Consider the following 17057-nt stretch of genomic DNA (forward strand, 5'->3'; position numbering starts at 1 on the left):
CGTTGAAGTTCTAACTGTTAAAACGTGCATCAAATCCTATGGAGCAGCTGAAGTATTCCCTTGGTCCCTTTGAATTGTTTGCCGCGATTGTGGGTGGTTCGCCATTTATTTTGGCAGGATTTCTGATGTATCACCCGATTGAGAGTTTGGCGGATTTGGTACCAGTAATTCAGAGTAGTGGAACGGTTGCGATCTCACTGACCATACTATTTGTGAGCTACATCGTTGGTGGAACCATCCAAGGACTCAGTTGGAAATATTTTCTGCGGCTGTGCAAACTCTTTAAATATGAATACACCTACTTCGGTACTCAGCTAACGGATAGAGACCATGCCTTGCAAACGTTAAGTCCAAATCAGCCGTATACCCTAGAGCTTGAAGATCGTCTAGTAATACAACTCCGCAAAGAAATTGGCATCCCGAAAAAATCGAGTTGGATGGACGATCGTCTCAAAGCTTATTTGCGTGAACACAATAGCCCTTCTGTAGCAGCTTCAGATACCTATATCGCCTCTCACATCATGTATCGCAACCTTTCTCTAGGTTGTCTGCTCCTATGTATAGTTAGCCTTTTCAATTCTGTCCGTTTAAGTTCCTTAGAACCGCTCTTGATCGCTCCCTTTATCGGCTATACCGCCTATCTAATGTTCTTACGGTCTGTGAGTTTCAAAAAGTGGCAAAATCGGACGTTAATTCTAGGCTTCTACTATGCGGCAACTAAAGCCGCTGGCTGCGAAGGTAATCCCTAGAGTCTGGTAACGTTGATGGACGGAGTTGTGACGATTGGGTCAAAGACTCTCCAAAAAACGTTTGCAGCAGTATTTGAAAATGTTTGGCTTGGCACTCCATACCTCCACACCTGAGCTAGGTTTAGCCATTAGTGATTTTGAAACTATCCAGCGGCATCAAACTTGGGATCTCGGCCGTGATTTATCCAGTCAGCTCCACGCATTACTCCAAGGTTTTTTAGCGCCCCAAAGCTGGGAAGATCTTCGGTTTATTGTGATCTGTATTGGTCCTGGTGGTTTTACAGGCACCCGTATTGGGGTAACTACGGCCCGTACCCTGGCACAACAGCTAGATATTCCCCTATTTGGTGTTTCTGCATTGGCTGCGATCGCTCACCATCAACTTACCGTTTCTAGCCACAATTCTGAGCCAGGAAATGGCCAGGCTACCGATATTGCGGTTACCATGCCAGCTAAGCGGGGGGCCGTCTATGGTGCTATTTATCACTGGAATGGTACAACTCTGCTGGCCAAGCTAGACGATACGGTTTTACCTGCTAGCGATTGGCAGGCGAAACAACTTCAATGGCCTCAGTCTTTATTACCAGTGTCTGTAGAGCCAGGAATAGGGTTGGCAGACACCACATTGTCACTATTGCAATTGGGATACGACCATTGGCAGGCGGGCCAGCATCCTAATTGGCGTGAGATTATTCCGTTTTATGGTCAGCATCCTGTGAAGGTCTAAAACTTATCTGTTAGTTAAAGGCCCTAGTCTTGGTTCGCTTGACCATCACGACGCCCTAATTCATAAATAGCGCTGCCCATGCAGGCAATGATGCCCCAGCTTAATGTCCAACTATGTCCGAGGCCGATGTCTAGCAAGTAGTTGCAAAGACCGCCAGCCAATACAAAGGGCAAGATGCTGCCGATGGAGGCGTAGAGTTCGGCGAGATTAGCTATGGTTGGTTGCGATCGCTGAGTCGAGTCTAACCATCCCGTTGCCTGGTGTTCGAGGGCATCCACTAACCTGGTGACAAAAGGCGAAAATATCAGGTACAGCGCCAGTGCCCACAAAAATACGCCAGAAATCCAAGCCGGATCAAAAATCATTAGATAAAGAAAAATTGTTAGAAAATTAGGCAAGCGCGATGGTTCGCCAATCCTGTTACCTTTCTTTAAAAAGGTTTATGCTCTATAACATAGGCTAAAGGATTTGATGCATTCTGTCGTCTCTTTTGTGGCTATTAATTTGCGCCGACTAATATGAAATCTAGGCATTGAGCAGAACCCTAGCGTTTGACTGTGACCGTAGTTCCCAACTCAATATAGGAGTACAGGTCTTCAATATCTTCATTCAGCATCCGAATGCAGCCATGGGAAATGGCTTCCCCAATTAGACTTTCCTCATTAGTGCCATGAAAGCCAATTTCACCGTCTCTGCTGGACAAAAAACCAATCCAGCGTGAGCCCAAAGGATTATTCTTGCCAGCCGGAACGATCTCACCAGTGATGGGATGTTGCCATGTAGGATATTCCTGTTTTTGAATCACGTTGAAACTGCCCACAGGAGTTTCCCACTCTGACTGCCCAATGGCGATGAGATACTGTTTGATAATTTCGCCGTGACGATAAACATTCACCTTGCGCGCGTTTAACTGAACTACCACCTGCACATCAGAGATGGGTTGTTTGAGAGGATTTATCAGCCGTGGTCTCCGCCCATTGACAATGGAAATACGGGTACTGAGATTGCTAAGCCTTTCAGTTGCTGGGGTATCTTCCACTTTCCAATCATAGGGATCTTGCCACTCTAGCAACGCTAATCCTAAGGCTGAACCAACGCACAATAACGCAAAACTACTGGCTAAGGGATGGATTCCTTGCATTATTGAAATGACTAGAAAATCTGGGATAGTCAAGGTCGCGTAACCACTCCATATCTTACCTATTTCAGGATTTTCTTGAGTTGTATCGCAGATGGACTACCTCAAGCATAGGTTGGTCTTTGCTCCCATGTTATATCCCTGAAGTTGTTAGAATCATTAATGCTGTCATTAGTCTGACACAACAGCTTCGTTCGTAAAGGCAAAAGAGTGTGACCGTTAAACCAGACTGGCTCAGAGTAAAAGCCCCCCAATGGGAACGGGTCGGCAATGTTAAAGGCATTTTGCAGGATCTTGCCCTCAACACGGTTTGCGAAGAAGCCTCCTGCCCTAATATTGGTGAGTGTTTTAATGCTGGGACGGCGACATTTTTGATTATGGGTCCCGCTTGTACTCGGGCTTGTCCCTATTGCGACATTGACTTTGAGAAAAAGCCTCAGGCATTAGATCCAACTGAGCCTTTGCGTTTGGGGGAGGCGGTCCGACGTCTGGGACTTAACCATGTAGTCATTACGTCGGTAAATCGCGATGATCTACCTGATGGTGGCGCAAGTCAGTTTGTGCGCTGTATTGAAGAGACCCGCAAGCTATCGCCCAACACCACGATTGAGGTGCTGATTCCGGACATGTGCGGCAATTGGGATGCCTTGGCCATCATCCTATCGGCAGCCCCTGAGGTCATCAACCACAATACGGAAACAATTCCTCGTCTGTATCGCCGGGTACGACCCCAGGGAGACTATCAACGGAGTCTTGAGTTACTGCAGCGTACCCGTGAGTTAGCGCCCTGGGCCTATACAAAGTCAGGCATTATGGTGGGCCTAGGGGAAACCGATGAGGAAGTGCGACAGGTGATGGCCGATCTGCGGGCTGTGGATTGCGATATCCTCACCATTGGTCAATATTTACAGCCCACTCAAAAGCATCTGGGAGTCAAAGACTTTGTCACCCCTGAGCAATTTGACCAGTGGCAACAGGCTGGGGCAGCCATGGGCTTTCTGCAGGTGGTGTCATCACCTCTCACACGCAGCTCCTATCATGCTGAAGAAGTGAGACGACTCATGGCTGAATATCCTCGACCTCGCCCCCAGCCCCAGGCCATCTAGGCTTCAAACAGCGGTAGAGCTTTCTCTAAGGTTTGTCGTACTGACTGAGCTGAGGTTTCCAGCGCCGCTTGTTCATTAGCGGTGAGGGACAATTCGACAATAGAGGCTGCGCCATTCCTATCGAGATGGCAGGGGACACCCAGGTAAATATCCTGTAGACCATATTGACCGTCAAGATAGGCTGAAACAGGTAGAATAGCCGACTGATTCTGAAGAATGGCGGCCACCATGGTGGCTGTTGCTGCGGCTGGCGCATAGTATGCACCGCCTGTTTTGAGATGATTAACGATTTCTGCACCACCGTGGCGGGTACGTTCCACCAGTTCCTGAATTTTGGCAGCAGAGAGTAGTTCTGTCAGAGGAATACTGCTAACCGTGGTGTGACTGATGAGGGGCACCATCAGATCCCCATGGCCCCCCAGGACCATTGTGGATACATCCTGGGGCGGAACCCCCAGTTCATGGGCAATAAACGTTCGAAATCTAGCAGAATCTAACACGCCAGCCTGGCCCATGACCCGGCTAGGGAGAAGGCCACTGGTCTGCCACGTCAAATAGGTCATGACATCCAAGGGATTGGTGACCAGGATGAAATGGGCATCGGGGGAATGGGGCAATGCTTTGGCGACCACATCTAAAATGATGCGGCCATTGACCTTAAGCAAATCATCCCTGGACATCCCTGGCTTACGAGGTAAACCAGCTGTAATCACAATTACCTGGGAGCCCGCCGTATCTTGATAGTCGTTGGTGCCAAGGATGTGGTGGGTGCAGCCTTCTAAAGGGCAAGCTTCGGCCATATCCAGGGCTAATCCCTGGGGGCGACCTGAAACAATATCTAGCAGGACAACATTACCTAAGTTTTGGGAGAGCAGACTGCGGGCAAGACTGGCACCGACATTACCGGCCCCGATGATGGTGATTTTTGGAATCGTGATTGCAGTTGGGTTGAGGACTGCAGTTTGAGGGGATGGACTAGCTACTGCCATAGGACTCCTAAAGACCGCTTGAGGGCACTTTAGTCAATCAGTCACCTAAAAAGTCGCCCAGAGACGGTTCACTAAATGGGTTGTAAATATACCCAAGTCAATGATTAATTTTGACTTGGATACAGCTTATATCTCCATTGTGTCGAGCATTACTTAAACTTGGGGGCATCCCATGGAGATTCTTAATACGTAGCGGCGCTTGCTCGTCCTAAGTTTTTGTTCCTTGCACAGGGTCGAAAGGAACGATACAGCCTTACTTGAATTCTTCTAGCTGTGCCACCTGCAGCCAAATATTGGGTGTGGGAACTCGACCAAATTTGACCAGGGCGTAGTCATCGCGAACTTCCAAAATCTCGCCTTGGGATTCAAAAATATAAGGGGGAAAACGAGTATCGCTAGCGGTGGCTTCTACACTGTTTTCTAGCTTTTCGCGTACGACACGAACAAAAGTACCTTTTTTGATTGCCATCACTAAGAAAAATAACCGGTCACTATATTAAACCTTGTCCACATCCAGAACTGTTGTTTTTCTGGAGAGTAACTTTCGGTTTTACTGGGTCGGTTTTCTTGATTTTAACCGACTTATTTTTGGCAGTTGGGGCAATAGTGGGCCGAGCGTCCAGCTAATTTAATCCGTTTAATAGGGGTGCTACACACGCGGCAGGGTTCGTCTTCGCGGTCATAGACCCAGGCCACGCCACCGTAGTTGCCGTTGGTGCCATGGATATCACGAAAGTCACTAAAGGTAGTACCACCGGCTTCGATACTGTCGTTGAGGACTTTGCGAATGGAGGTGTGCAGGCGTTTGAGACGGAGCTGGGAAATGCGATCGCACCTAACCTTAGGGCGAATACCACTCAAAAATAAAGCTTCGTCAGCGTAGATATTACCAATACCTGCCACCATTGCCTGATCTAACAAAGCATTCTTAACAGGGCGCTGTCTGCGTGCAAACCAGGTTTGCATGTAGCTGAGAGAAAACTGATCGGCAAAAGGCTCTGGCCCCAAACGTTGTAGCCCTGTCATGACTGTTTCGGGGGGGCTTGCTGGAGGAACCCACCAAAGACGGCCAAAGGTGCGCTGATCAACGTAACGTAACTCTCGATCGTTATCAAAAAACAGACGAACACGGCAGTGGGAAGAGACTGGCATTGATTGCTCGACCCATAGAAGTTGCCCCGTCATTCGTAGATGGCAGCCTAACCAGCCAGCTGGCTGATTTTGACGTGCTAAGACTGCCAGCAAATATTTTCCTCGACGCTGCCAAGTTGTAATCTCAGCTCCCATGATGGCAGCTAAAAAGTCTGTAACAGAAACGGGGTGGGCAATGCTGCGTTCTAACAGCACATTCCCACCCCGAACAGGTTTATACAGAGTAACTCGACTGAGCCCTCGTCGGACAGTTTCTACCTCAGGAAGTTCTGGCAAGGCAAGTTAAACAAACAACTTTGCTAAGTTTACCAAGCCATTCTAGATTGCTAGATCTATTAGACTACCTTTAATTCAGATTCAGCAAAGTTGTTGGTGTTGACGCCAGCATAGTTAACCTTGTCAAACCGAACAACAACCGAATACTTAATACCGCTTTGGTCAACGGACGCTACCTTACCAGTATCTTGAAACCAGTAGGATTCTTTCCGTAGGATACGTACTTTAGATCCACGCTTAACCATGAATAGGCCTCTCTTGTTCAAAGACGAGTAATTAATGATGCGAGCAGCAAGCTACTTCTCACCAGATTACTACTCCTTCGAACCGAACTTGCATTCTGGCCATTTAAGAATTGTTGCATATCGAAGATTTTAGAAATAATTCTTTAGAAAAAACCTTGAATAAAAAATACTGCCGTTCTGAACCAGACGTGATGTCCATAAAAACAAGCTAAAAGCCACGGAACATAAAGTCCCGTGGCTTTTAGCTTATCTAACTAAGGGTAGTTAAATACCAGGATTAGGGAGAGCTGGGAGCGTACTTATAGTTGATACAGCCTCAGTAGCTGGAGCAGCTTCTTCAGCAGGAGCTTCTTCGGTGGATCTAACTAGCCTCTCAACCTCAATTCCATTCTCAACTAAAATAACCCGTGGCTCTATTGCACGAGTATCAATACGCTTAACCAATACGCTGTCGTTAGCAATACGATCACCTGGTCTCACATAACGTTCGACTTCATTGGGTGCTTTAACAATGGCATAGGGCTGTCCTCCGATTTGGATGACACCTGATACCCTGACAGCTTGCGCGGTTGTCGGCTTTGGAATTTCGGGCAATGCTGCGATTTCTGGCCGGTTTGACTCTATCTCAGGTGCCTCGGCTACACTTGGGCGTGTCTGAGCCTCTGAGGAGGTTGGTGTGCTATTTCCTTGTGCCGCGACTCTGCCTGTCGCGGCTGCTTGACCAGACGCAGATGCTTGGCCACTGGCATTGTTACCACTGGCATTGTTAGTAGTTCCTGGGACCTCAATGGGTTGAGGGGGAACAAGTGGAATAGTCAGACCTGCAAACGGATCGGAGCGAGTCCGCTCCACTCCAATTGCTCGTTCATTAGGGTCAGTAGATTGAATTAAATCACGAGCAATAACAGTAGGAGAATTCTTTAAACCTTCAACGGCAGTAGTTGATATTTCGCCATTTGGAAGATTTGGCAGATTACCATCTGCCGTTTCTGCTGTTTGGCCCGTTTGCTCTGGCGATGGATTCTCGATAGTAACGTCATCAACGAGGTCATCAACATCGTCACGACTAAAGAACCCACAACCGCTCAGGGAAATTGCCCCAGTTGTTATTAGCAATACCAAGAGCAGACGCTGCATCTTTTCATCCTCCAAGGACTTTCGTTCGCAAAGTATAAGACAAGTTCTGCAGAATGCATAGAGGTTTATGCAAAATCCTTTTTTTCTTCCTCGGTGGGAGCCATTAAATCCCGCAGACGTTTGAGTCCACTTTTGACCCGACGAGAGACAGTTACTGCACTAATGCCTAAGCGTTCAGCGGTTTCCTTTTGAGTCAAGTCGTGTAAGAAGACAAACTCTAGTACTTCTTGGGTTCGACGCTCTAGCTGGGCTAATCCTTGCTGAAGACGAATACGATCTTCTTGAGCGAGTTGAAAACTCCGATATTTTGGATCGGGTAGTAAATCGCTAAGAGAAGCAGAGCCACTGCCTTCTTCTTGAATAGGAGCATCTAGACTTAGCAATGAACGGTTACGGCTGGCTAACTTAACTTCCTGCCATTCCTGAACTGTGATTTTGAGATGGTCGGCAATTTCTTGATCGGTAGGCTTACGATCTAATGTTTCTTGTAGCTGACGGATAACGCGCGCTGACTGGTGCTGTAAGGACTGCCATCGTCTTGGAATACGAACAATAGCGCTGCGATCGCGTAAATAATGTTGAATCTCGCCACGGATGTAGGGGATGGCAAAAGAACTGAATGCATAGCCCTTTGACATATCAAAGCGCTCAATAGCTCGAATTAGGCCTAAACTACCGACCTGCATCAGATCATCAAAGGTCTCATTGGAGTGGTATAGCCAATGATGGGCTTCTCTACGTACCAGCCCCAGGTTCATCTGGACTAATTTATTTCGTAGCTTGGGCGAACGATGTTTTTGATAATCATTCAGTATCTCTAGAGTTTCGCTTTTAAGCGCGTTGTTGAGTTTGGATGACGACATGGGGAACCCCTTTGACATTTATAGGCTCAACTCTATGCCCCACTGGGATAGATGCAGTATTGAGCTACGAAAAACAGAAACTTAAAGTTAAGAGATGAAACCACTACGTTTACCGTAGTGATTCAATAGTGAACATCCAGGCCCAAGAGCACAGTGACTGAAATCACAGCCTTTAACTTATCAAAGCAACTTTCAGGGCTAGGCTACTCTGTAGAAAATCATCTGAACAATGACGTATATACGGAAGTCTACGCTGAGCAGTGCCAGTATGATTACCATCAGTGCTCCAGTCTTTATGATGACTTTACGTACAATGCTGGTTTTTAAAGTAAAAAAGGGTAGAAAACTCTGGAGTTTTCTACCCTTTTTCAAATGTATTCTAGCGAAACTACCTAAGACCTAAAAAGCTTAGATTAGGAATGGGCATCGCTAAGCTCAGAATGCTCTAGGCATCAACTGTTTCTACACGACCGTAGAACAAGCCTTGTACCTTCACGTCGGAAGGCTCAGCAGTACCCATATCTGTGTCAGAAGGCTGCTCACATTCAAATGTGCCAGCAATTTCACCGGTGACACTATCCACTTTCTCAATCTGAAGAGAAATAAATCCCGTTCCAATTTCGAAAGCCTTGATATTTTCCTTGATCAACTCTTCTGTATCACCACCAGCTGGTAAAGCTACGGCTGTATCGTAACCCGTGGTTAAACCGCGACCTTTGGGATCTAAAAAGTTAGAAGTCCGATAGGACGGCACACGATACTCACCAGAAAAATCGGTAGATGATGTTACTGCACTTAATCCAGCCTGGGTCTTAGCAACTAAGCCTTTAATAGTAAATAGGAAAGGCACTTCCTCTCCACCTGGAAGGAGAACAGTTACAGCCTGGAAGTCCATTCCACCTTTCTCACGGAAGACCAAGCCGCCATCAGCGTCTGCTTCTAGCGCACCCCTTACCTGATCAAGGCTGGATGTATAACGGGTCAAAGATTTGCCAGGAACAAACTCAGCTTCTCGGCGCTTATTTGCGGGCTCTTCTTTAACAAAGTAGCTAGTGGGCTCTAAGCATAGACCAGCAATCTGGTAGGATTGGCCGTCTTCAATAGCAATCTCTCCGCGACGAACACTAGAAAGCTGAGGGCAGCTACCAGCTAATCCTGTATTTCTAATCTGATCGTAGGTTAAAGGAGTGTCACTACTAGCGCTAGGAGCATCGCTACATGCTGTTAATACACCCATGCAGAGTGCTAGAAATGCAACGATTAGGGCACGATACCTCATGGTCAACCTCAAACAAAAAGTATTTATGTAAGAAAATTTGTCAGTGGTTATATAACCGACTAGGGACTATAAGGTTGCCTATACCTAGAGCTTTCTATCTCAAAAAGCCTTCTGACTAGTCTGACTGAAGTCGCCCTCAGGATAGTCAACTAACCTTCCCGAAAGTATTTTACACGGACGAGTCCCCGGTGCATGCTGAAAATTGCAATCTGGTGTATTGGTTAACACTTTGAAGCCTGATATGGGACAGGCGTATCGGCTAATTTGGGCTACACTGTCTGCATCGTCAGGTTTTGGTGCAATCAGGGTTAGGCTGACTAGATGAAACCGTACTCTTCAGATGCCGAGCATGGGCAAAGTGCTGATATTGAAGCAATCCGTATCGCTGTGCAAGTGGCTGCTCAAAAAAGAGCCAATGATTGTGAGGCTCTTTTATCACTTTTGAGGCAATTGGAAGTGCTCCATCGAGATATTCGTGAAACCCTTTTTCAAGAGTCTTTGCCTACTAACCGTCAGCGTTTGTATCACTTGCTTAGGGATATTGAAATCAATGGTGGATGGCCTTATATCCAGCGGATGAAACTGGTGGAGTTGCTTAAGGGGGTGGATCCCTCCCTCGACCCAGAAGCCTCTGAAGATTAGAGGGAAGATTGTTGACGTATGACAAGTTACGTCGCACTGATGAACGTACGCAACAGACAGCATTTGCATAAGGGGTGATAGAATCTGCCAGTTTTTGGGTAATTGAATGCTATGGGCTGAATCAATTACTCAAAATTGACTTGATGTGCATTGTGTTCTACCAACAGATTTTTGTTGTGTTTAATTGTTCAACGGTATAGTGCGCGGCTATGGGAAATCTTCGGCATTTGAGCAGGAGTCACTGTTTGCTTCGGGGCATCTTGGTTCGAGGAGTATTGTCATTATTGGGAGTGGCCTTGATTCATCGGCCAATGCCTGGATTTGCTCAACTTGGAGATCTCAATCAGCACTGTCAGCTTTCTCAGGTTGAGGTTGATGCTAAGGAGTCTGTACGTCAGCAGGCGGCTAATGGAGATGCGTTGGCGATCGCACAATATGGTGATCTGCTCAAACGCCATGCTGAGTTATTGCGGACCTGTCGTCGACGTCAGTGGCCACGTCAGCAGGCTACCTGGATTAGGTTATACCCCTGTGATTTGAGACCCGGCGTCCTCGATGCCTTGATGGATCGGATCGTCAACTTGGGATATACCGAAGTCTATGTTGAGGCGTTTTATAACGGTCAGGTGCTATTGCCCCAGAGGGACAATCAGACCGCTTGGCCCAGTGTGGTGCAGCAACGGGGGTATGAGGATCGGGATTTGTTGGCGGATGCGATCGCAGCAGGCCACAAGCGCGGCCTCAAAGTACAGGCCTGGATGTTCACCATGAATTTCGGCTATTCCTATGGCCAACGACGAGATCGCCAGCAGGTTCTAGCCAGGAATGGTCGTGGTGAAACAACCTCAGTCTTTGCCAGCCGTGGTGGTAGCAATAACCCCGAAGAAATTTTTATCGACCCTTACAACTATCAAGCTCAAAGTGACTATTTACGAATGTTGCAGCTTGTCCTGCAGCGAAAGCCAGATGGTGTTCTCTTTGACTATATTCGCTATCCGCGTGGTACCGGCAGTAACTCTGTTGTAGGGCAAGTCGGTGATCTTTGGATCTATGGCAGTGCTGCTCAAAATTCCTTGATGCAAAGAGCCTTAAACAACAAAGGGAGAGAACTTATTCGACAGTTTCTCAACCGAGGATATTTGGTTGATGGAGATCTAGATCGCGTTGACCAAACGTTTCCAAATGAAGTGGAGCCTCTATGGCAGAGTCGTCAACAGTCCGGTAGTACGAGCGATGTGCCAGCTTCAGTGCGTCGTCCCGCTTTACAACTAGAACTGTGGCGTTTGAGTGTTGCCCATGCGGTACAGGGGGTGATTGATTTTCTCAATACGGCGGCTCAGCCTGTTAAGCAGCAAAATATTCCTGTGGGTGCCGTCTTTTTCCCCACAGCCAACCAGCCTGTAGGCACTCAAGGATATGATTCCCGTCTGCAACATTGGAATCGTTTTCCAAAATCCATTAGCTGGCATCCAATGGCTTACAGCATTTGTGGAAATACCAGCTGTATTGTGCAAGATGTACAAATGGTTTTACGTCAGAATAATGTCAGTAACGTTCGACCAGCATTAGCAGGGGTGTGGGGCAAAGCCATTAATAACCGGCCCTCTTTAGAAGCGCAGATGGCAGCACTCCAGCGAGCGGCCCCCAATATCAATTCAGTCAGTCACTTCGCCTATTCCTGGCAAGACCCAGAGTTTGACCGGGTACGAAAGTTTTGTGCATTGCCATAGATAGTGTCGATATGCCTTCATGGCAAGAGGCGTGAGAATATCATCTGAAATTGATGGCCACTGGGTTTGGCTTGTTTTAGGCCAGAATTCTCGTCAAGGAGGCTTTGACAAACAAACAGCAGATAGAGTCCTACTGTGATTACCAAAGCATGCCATAAACGTTGCTTCACCTTCACCACCTCATTACGTCTATGGTGTCTAATTTTGGCCACATCAGTTAGGACAGTCTTTAGCCTGGAACGCTTTAAGTTAAAACACCCATGTGACGCAAAAAATCCTGATGTCGGCCTTTTGCTAATAGCTTATGAGGATGATTTTCATTCCGTAACTAAATATGTTCCGTAAATGAAATTGTCACATTGATAAATGTCTTGATCGTTCAAAATTTTTGTCAATGGATTGGTCTAAAAACACTTTTTTAACAACCATTTTCATCGCTAAAGAATCAAAGCCGTCGATCTGTAAAAGACCGACGGCTTTGATTCTTTAGTAACAGATATGAGCAGAATGTATCCCAAGCATGCAATCATTACAAGTTCAGGATTACAGTCTTTTTAGCCCTTATTCAACACCCTCGATACGGTTTTCTACTTCCTCATAGAGTTCTTGCAAACGCTCGATGTTTTCTTCACTAGTTTCCCAATAGCCTCGACCATTGACCTCTAAGAGTGTAGTTACCATACGGCGGAATGAATTGGGGTTTAGATCCATCAACCGTTTACACATTTCTTCATCATCAATGAAAGTAGTGTTGGCATCCTCATAAACCCAGTTGTCAACAGCATCAGCAGTGGCCGACCAACCCATGGTATTGACCAGACGATTGGATAGCTCACGGACCCCTTCATAACCATTAGCCAGCATGCCCTCATACCATTTAGGGTTGAGCAACTTGGTGCGAGAATCTAAACGAACTGTTTCTGAGAGAGTTCGTACCTGGGCGTTAGCGGTGGTGGTATCTGCTACAAACGAGGTAGGTTTCTTGCCATCATCCCGCAACTGGCCAATCACCTTGGTCGGGTCAGAGTCAAAGTAGTGGGAAACGTCAGTCAGAGAAATTTCAGACGAATCTAGATTTTGGAAGGTTACGTCAGCCGTCTTCAGAGAGGCCTCCAACAAATCGCGAGACTTATCCATGACCCCAGGATTGTCAGAGTTGAAGGCAAAGGATTTACGCTTGAGGTACATTTCCTGGAGCTCAGATTCCTCTTCCCAGCTGCTGTTTTCAACGGCCAGGTTTACATTGGCTGCATAGGAACCAGACGCGTTAGAGAAAATGCGAGTTGCGGCTTCACGCAACGACAGACCCATTTCCTCAGCTTGTTTGAGAGCATGTTTCCGCACAAAGTTCATTTCTAGAGGCTCATCTGCTTCAGCAGCCATTTTCACGGCCCGATCCAGTAGCGCCATTTGATTAACAAACAAGTCGCGGAATACACCAGAGCAGTTGATAACAACGTCGATACGGGGTCTGCCTAATTCCTCTAGGGAAACAATCTCCAGCTTATTTACGCGGCCCAGAGCATCCGGTACCGGCTTAACCCCAACGAACCAAAGCATTTGTGCCAATGACTCACCGTAAGTCTTAATGTTGTCAGTGCCCCAAAGTACAGCGGCAATAGTTTCTGGATACTGTCCACCGTTTTCTTGACGTTGACGCTCTAATAGCCGATCCACCACCACCTTTGCAGACTGGACTGCTGCTGTTGTGGGAATGGACTGTGGGTCAAGGGCATGAATATTTTTGCCTGTGGGCAACACATCTGGATTACGGATGGGGTCACCACCAGGACCAGGCAATATGTACTCTCCATCCAATGCCTTGAGCAGAGACGCTAGCTCGTTATCAGCAACAACTTGCTGCAAACAAAACTGTAGATACTCAAACAAGGGCTTGAGGGCTTCTTCATCCACATTCTTATAGCCAAGATTGTGGAGAGCTTCCAACCAAGGATCCTTACGCTTACCAAAGTTAAAGAACTTCAGCATAGTCTGCAGAGATACGCGGCCCTCATCATCCAGCTGTTCGTTGACAATAGCTCCGACAGCGGCCCGAGTGGCTTCATTGATTTCGTACAGAAGCTGGACATCATCCAAAACACCCAGGTCACTGTTGTTATAAATCTCGGTGATATCGCGTTCGATGCTTTCAGCAATAATGCGCTGGAGACTTTTAAAACCTTCCTCTTCGCGATCTAGGCCTGCAATATTAACCAGAGTGGCCACTGCTTCTTCCGCCGTAGGTGGCTTACCGATAATGTGGAGACCGCAGGGAAGTAAACGAGATTCGATTTCCATCAGTTTGATGTAAATCTTACCGACGAGGGTATCGCGGTCTTCTTTGCTGATTTCGCTGGCATCCTCTATATCAGGGAAAACCACATCACGGTCCAAATTAACCTGACGGGCTTTCTCGATAATGGCGTTAACAATGGAAATCGCCCGACCACCGTCCTTAAGACTCTGATAAGAACCAATCAGTTCGCTCAACTCCTTTAGTCCCTTGTACAGGCCGGCATTTTCCGCCGGGGGTGTCAGGTAGCTAATGGTTTCTGCGTATCCACGACGCTTAGCAATTGTTGCTTCAGATGGGTTATTAGCGGCGTAGTAATAGAGGTTGGGAGTACTTCCAATCAAGTTGTCAGGATAGCACTGCCCCGACATCCCCATCTGCTTACCAGGCATGAATTCTAGAGAACCATGGGTACCAAAGTGCAGTACTGCATCCGCCTTCCAAATTTTCTCTAGAAAGGTATAGTAAGCGGCAAACCCGTGGTGAGGACTAGCCGAGCGGGAAAAGAGCAGGCGCATAGGGTCACCTTCGTAACCAAAGGTCGGCTGTACACCGATGAATAGATTGCCGTAAGTTTTTCCAAATACTAGAAGATTTTGGCCATCGGTGTTGAGGGTTCCGGGCGGCGGCCCCCAGTTTTCCTCTAAACGCTCGGAATAGTGAGTGAGCTGTTCATACTCGGCAACCGACATACGATAGGCAATATTCAGCTCAGGACTATTGTATTGAGCCTGGGCATCGTTAATCACCTCTAACATGAGGGCTTCTGCCGATTCAGGCATGCCTTCGATAGCGTAGCCACCGGCCTTCATATCTGCCATCGCCTGATAAATAGAGCCAAAGACGTTGAGGTAGGCAGCAGTTCCCACATTGCCCTTATCGGGGGGGAAACTAAATACGGTAATGGCTAGTTTTTTCTCAGCGCGGGAGATACGGCGCAGGTTGGCCCACTTGAGGGCCCGCTGGGCAATGATGGCTACCCGGTCTTGCAGAGTAATAGCACGACCGGTCATACCATCACGACCAGAAACCACAATCGGGTCAATGGCACCATCTAGCTCAGGGATAGCCATCTGTAGAGCCACCTGAATCGGATGTAGACCCAGGTCGCTATTTTCCCATTCCTCAGTGGTTTGGAAGACCAGAGGGAGTGCCACCATGTAAGGACGATTGAGCTTTTGCAGTGATTCAATTGCTTTGGGATGATCTTGCCGGGCAGGCCCACCCACTAGGGCAAAGCCAGTTAGGGACACCACGGAGTCGACCAGAGGCTCCTGACTCACAGGTTCGTAGAAGAATTGCTCCACAGGTTTGGAGAAATCTAGCCCACCCGCAAATACAGGGATTACCCGTGCGCCAAGATACTCAAGCTCCTGGACCATGGACACATAATGGGCTTCATCACCGGTAACCAGATGAGTGCGTTGTAATACGACGCCTACACAGGGAGCTTGCTCTCGCTTATGGGAGGCAGGCAAATCCTGACGTGAGCTATACCAGTTGAGGTATTCTTTAACATCCTCATACATACAAGGAGCAAGGGGATGCCAGATACCTGTATCGGGATAGGTAACAGGCTCCTCATAGTCCATTTTGTCAGGAGCACCTTCAATATCCTTATCGCCAAACATATAGCGATCGGCCAGCATCAGCATGAAGTTCTCCAGGTTCTCGGGAGAGCCGCCTAGCCAATACTGGAAGCTCAGCATAAAGTTGCGGGCGTCCTGGGCCTTGTCTACTGGCAGATACTTGAGCACCTTGGGCAGAGTGCGTAGTAACTTCAGCATGGCATCTTCAAAACTACCGCCTTGCTTCTGACGGCGCTTTTTCATGAATTCGCCAATGGCGCTCTTGGATTGGCCCAACTGAGCCATGGAGAAGCTACCCATTTTGTTGAGGCGCATCACCTGAGGCATGGAGGGGAAAACCACGGCCACGTCGAGGGTGTCACGGTGAGGGGTGACGGCGGCAACAACTTTTTCAGCGAGTTCTTCAATAAAAATTAGGGAGGCGACAAAGACGTTAGCTTCGGATACGTCTTGCTTAAATGCTTCATAGTTGGCATTGTCGCGAAGTTCTTCAATTAAATAACCACTAACCTCTACGGCAATGTGAGGGTTATTGGCGTTGATGGACTTAACCGCTGCTGACAGAGAACTTTGATACTGTGGCTCTAATACGACGTAGACCACTTTCATCAAGGACCGTTCGCCAAGGTTCTCGGGTGAGATATGTCTCACAGTGGGCTTGACGTTGGTGAACATGCAGTTTAACTCCTTCCTCTGTGTTTTAAACCATGTCCAAGTGGACCAGGTTTGTCTCTTCTAATGGGTGACAATAACTGCCACATAGCATATAAACCCAAGATTTTCTGGGGTTTTGCTACCAGTCAGACTGATTAGCCGATCATGATCGGCACAGTAATCGAAAAAGCATTTGCAAAAAACACTTTACAAAATCGAAGTGATTACTGTAATGAGAAACATTCCATAACATCTGAACAGGTTTTTAAACCTATTGTGTTTGTACCAGAAAATCCCTACTGACTAGGGATACAGCTATATATGCGATACAAAATGACATATTAGCTCTCGAATTGTGTAACAATTTTGTTACACAATTCGAGAGCACTACTAATCCTTATACTTCAAATAAAGTAAAAAGATAAGGGTTGACAAAAATTGAGTTTTACCAAAGTTTTCTTCGATTTTCTAGGCTTTACGGGATTTTG

At 47.2% G+C, this 17057-nt stretch carries 15 protein-coding genes; 5 read left to right on the top strand and 10 right to left on the bottom strand.

Annotation, left to right across the window (positions count from 1 at the left end; genetic code table 11):
* Window positions 1-38: 38 nt before the first annotated feature.
* A complete protein-coding gene (locus IXB50_RS00110; protein ID WP_215606901.1) occupies window positions 39-749 on the top strand; it encodes a hypothetical protein in 711 nt (236 codons plus the stop codon).
* A 34-nt stretch (window positions 750-783) separates the two neighbouring features.
* Complete coding sequence (gene tsaB, locus IXB50_RS00115; protein WP_246564008.1) at window positions 784-1476, top strand: tRNA (adenosine(37)-N6)-threonylcarbamoyltransferase complex dimerization subunit type 1 TsaB; 693 nt, start codon at window positions 784-786, stop codon at window positions 1474-1476.
* Window positions 1477-1499: 23 nt separating this feature from the next.
* Here the strand turns inward: tsaB and IXB50_RS00120 are convergent, their stop codons facing one another.
* Both IXB50_RS00120 and IXB50_RS00125 read right to left on the bottom strand, forming a co-directional pair.
* The gene (locus IXB50_RS00120; protein ID WP_215606902.1) at window positions 1500-1841 is read right to left on the bottom strand and encodes a hypothetical protein; all 342 of its coding nucleotides are present in this window, start codon (window positions 1839-1841) and stop codon (window positions 1500-1502) included.
* A 179-nt stretch (window positions 1842-2020) separates the two neighbouring features.
* On the bottom strand, window positions 2021-2617 hold the full coding sequence (locus IXB50_RS00125; protein WP_215606903.1) for a L,D-transpeptidase: 597 nt from the start codon (window positions 2615-2617) through the stop codon (window positions 2021-2023).
* A 209-nt stretch (window positions 2618-2826) separates the two neighbouring features.
* Here IXB50_RS00125 and lipA point away from each other — a divergent pair, with 209 nt between their 5' ends.
* Entirely contained in the window at window positions 2827-3720 is an 894-nt protein-coding gene (gene lipA / locus IXB50_RS00130; RefSeq protein ID WP_215606904.1) for a lipoyl synthase, read from the top strand.
* Here the strand turns inward: lipA and mdh are convergent.
* The 7 genes from mdh to psbO all read right to left on the bottom strand — a co-directional run bounded on the left by mdh (window position 3717) and on the right by psbO (window position 9661).
* The gene (gene mdh, locus IXB50_RS00135; protein ID WP_215606905.1) at window positions 3717-4709 is read right to left on the bottom strand and encodes a malate dehydrogenase; all 993 of its coding nucleotides are present in this window, start codon (window positions 4707-4709) and stop codon (window positions 3717-3719) included. The genes lipA and mdh overlap by 4 nt on opposite strands.
* Before the next feature lie 253 nt (window positions 4710-4962).
* Entirely contained in the window at window positions 4963-5178 is a 216-nt protein-coding gene (gene ndhO, locus IXB50_RS00140) for an NAD(P)H-quinone oxidoreductase subunit O (RefSeq protein ID WP_215606906.1), read from the bottom strand.
* A gap of 113 nt (window positions 5179-5291) precedes the next feature.
* Window positions 5292-6137 carry a DNA-formamidopyrimidine glycosylase gene (locus IXB50_RS00145; RefSeq protein WP_215606907.1) on the bottom strand — a complete coding sequence of 282 codons (846 nt, stop codon included), beginning with the start codon at window positions 6135-6137 and terminating at the stop codon, window positions 5292-5294.
* A 59-nt stretch (window positions 6138-6196) separates the two neighbouring features.
* Complete coding sequence (locus tag IXB50_RS00150; protein WP_215606908.1) at window positions 6197-6382, bottom strand: photosystem I reaction center subunit IV; 186 nt, start codon at window positions 6380-6382, stop codon at window positions 6197-6199.
* Window positions 6383-6646: 264 nt separating this feature from the next.
* Complete coding sequence (locus tag IXB50_RS00155) at window positions 6647-7519, bottom strand: hypothetical protein (protein ID WP_215606909.1); 873 nt, start codon at window positions 7517-7519, stop codon at window positions 6647-6649.
* A 65-nt stretch (window positions 7520-7584) separates the two neighbouring features.
* Complete coding sequence (locus tag IXB50_RS00160; RefSeq protein ID WP_215606910.1) at window positions 7585-8382, bottom strand: RNA polymerase sigma factor SigF; 798 nt, start codon at window positions 8380-8382, stop codon at window positions 7585-7587.
* A gap of 445 nt (window positions 8383-8827) precedes the next feature.
* On the bottom strand, window positions 8828-9661 hold the full coding sequence (gene psbO, locus IXB50_RS00165; protein WP_215606911.1) for a photosystem II manganese-stabilizing polypeptide: 834 nt from the start codon (window positions 9659-9661) through the stop codon (window positions 8828-8830).
* A 321-nt stretch (window positions 9662-9982) separates the two neighbouring features.
* Here psbO and IXB50_RS00170 point away from each other — a divergent pair, with 321 nt between their 5' ends.
* Both IXB50_RS00170 and IXB50_RS00175 read left to right on the top strand, forming a co-directional pair.
* Complete coding sequence (locus IXB50_RS00170; RefSeq protein ID WP_215606912.1) at window positions 9983-10303, top strand: hypothetical protein; 321 nt, start codon at window positions 9983-9985, stop codon at window positions 10301-10303.
* A gap of 245 nt (window positions 10304-10548) precedes the next feature.
* Window positions 10549-12033 (top strand): glycoside hydrolase family 10 protein, encoded by a 1485-nt coding sequence (locus IXB50_RS00175; RefSeq protein ID WP_246564009.1) that lies wholly within the window; start codon window positions 10549-10551, stop codon window positions 12031-12033.
* A 561-nt stretch (window positions 12034-12594) separates the two neighbouring features.
* Here the strand turns inward: IXB50_RS00175 and IXB50_RS00180 are convergent.
* Window positions 12595-16590, bottom strand: a complete 3996-nt coding sequence (locus IXB50_RS00180) for a magnesium chelatase subunit H (RefSeq protein WP_215606914.1) — start codon at window positions 16588-16590, stop codon at window positions 12595-12597.
* Between the last annotated feature and the right edge of the window lie 467 nt (window positions 16591-17057).

The sequence above is a fragment of the Leptothoe spongobia TAU-MAC 1115 genome, from assembly GCF_018739885.1.
GTDB classification, from domain to species: Bacteria; Cyanobacteriota; Cyanobacteriia; order Phormidesmidales; family Phormidesmidaceae; genus Leptothoe; species Leptothoe spongobia.

Excerpts from the sequence above, each read along its gene's own strand:
- IXB50_RS00110 (WP_215606901.1), top strand. The coding sequence starts at position 39 with ATGGAGCAGCTGAAGTATTCCCTTGGTCCCTTTGAATTGTTTGCCGCG.
- IXB50_RS00125 (WP_215606903.1), bottom strand. The coding sequence starts at position 2,617 with ATGCAAGGAATCCATCCCTTAGCCAGTAGTTTTGCGTTATTGTGCGTT.
- IXB50_RS00155 (WP_215606909.1), bottom strand. The coding sequence starts at position 7,519 with ATGCAGCGTCTGCTCTTGGTATTGCTAATAACAACTGGGGCAATTTCC.
- IXB50_RS00120 (WP_215606902.1), bottom strand. The coding sequence starts at position 1,841 with ATGATTTTTGATCCGGCTTGGATTTCTGGCGTATTTTTGTGGGCACTG.
- IXB50_RS00170 (WP_215606912.1), top strand. The coding sequence starts at position 9,983 with ATGAAACCGTACTCTTCAGATGCCGAGCATGGGCAAAGTGCTGATATT.
- ndhO (WP_215606906.1), bottom strand. The coding sequence starts at position 5,178 with ATGGCAATCAAAAAAGGTACTTTTGTTCGTGTCGTACGCGAAAAGCTA.
- IXB50_RS00180 (WP_215606914.1), bottom strand. The coding sequence starts at position 16,590 with ATGTTCACCAACGTCAAGCCCACTGTGAGACATATCTCACCCGAGAAC.
- mdh (WP_215606905.1), bottom strand. The coding sequence starts at position 4,709 with ATGGCAGTAGCTAGTCCATCCCCTCAAACTGCAGTCCTCAACCCAACT.
- IXB50_RS00160 (WP_215606910.1), bottom strand. The coding sequence starts at position 8,382 with ATGTCGTCATCCAAACTCAACAACGCGCTTAAAAGCGAAACTCTAGAG.
- psbO (WP_215606911.1), bottom strand. The coding sequence starts at position 9,661 with ATGAGGTATCGTGCCCTAATCGTTGCATTTCTAGCACTCTGCATGGGT.
- IXB50_RS00150 (WP_215606908.1), bottom strand. The coding sequence starts at position 6,382 with ATGGTTAAGCGTGGATCTAAAGTACGTATCCTACGGAAAGAATCCTAC.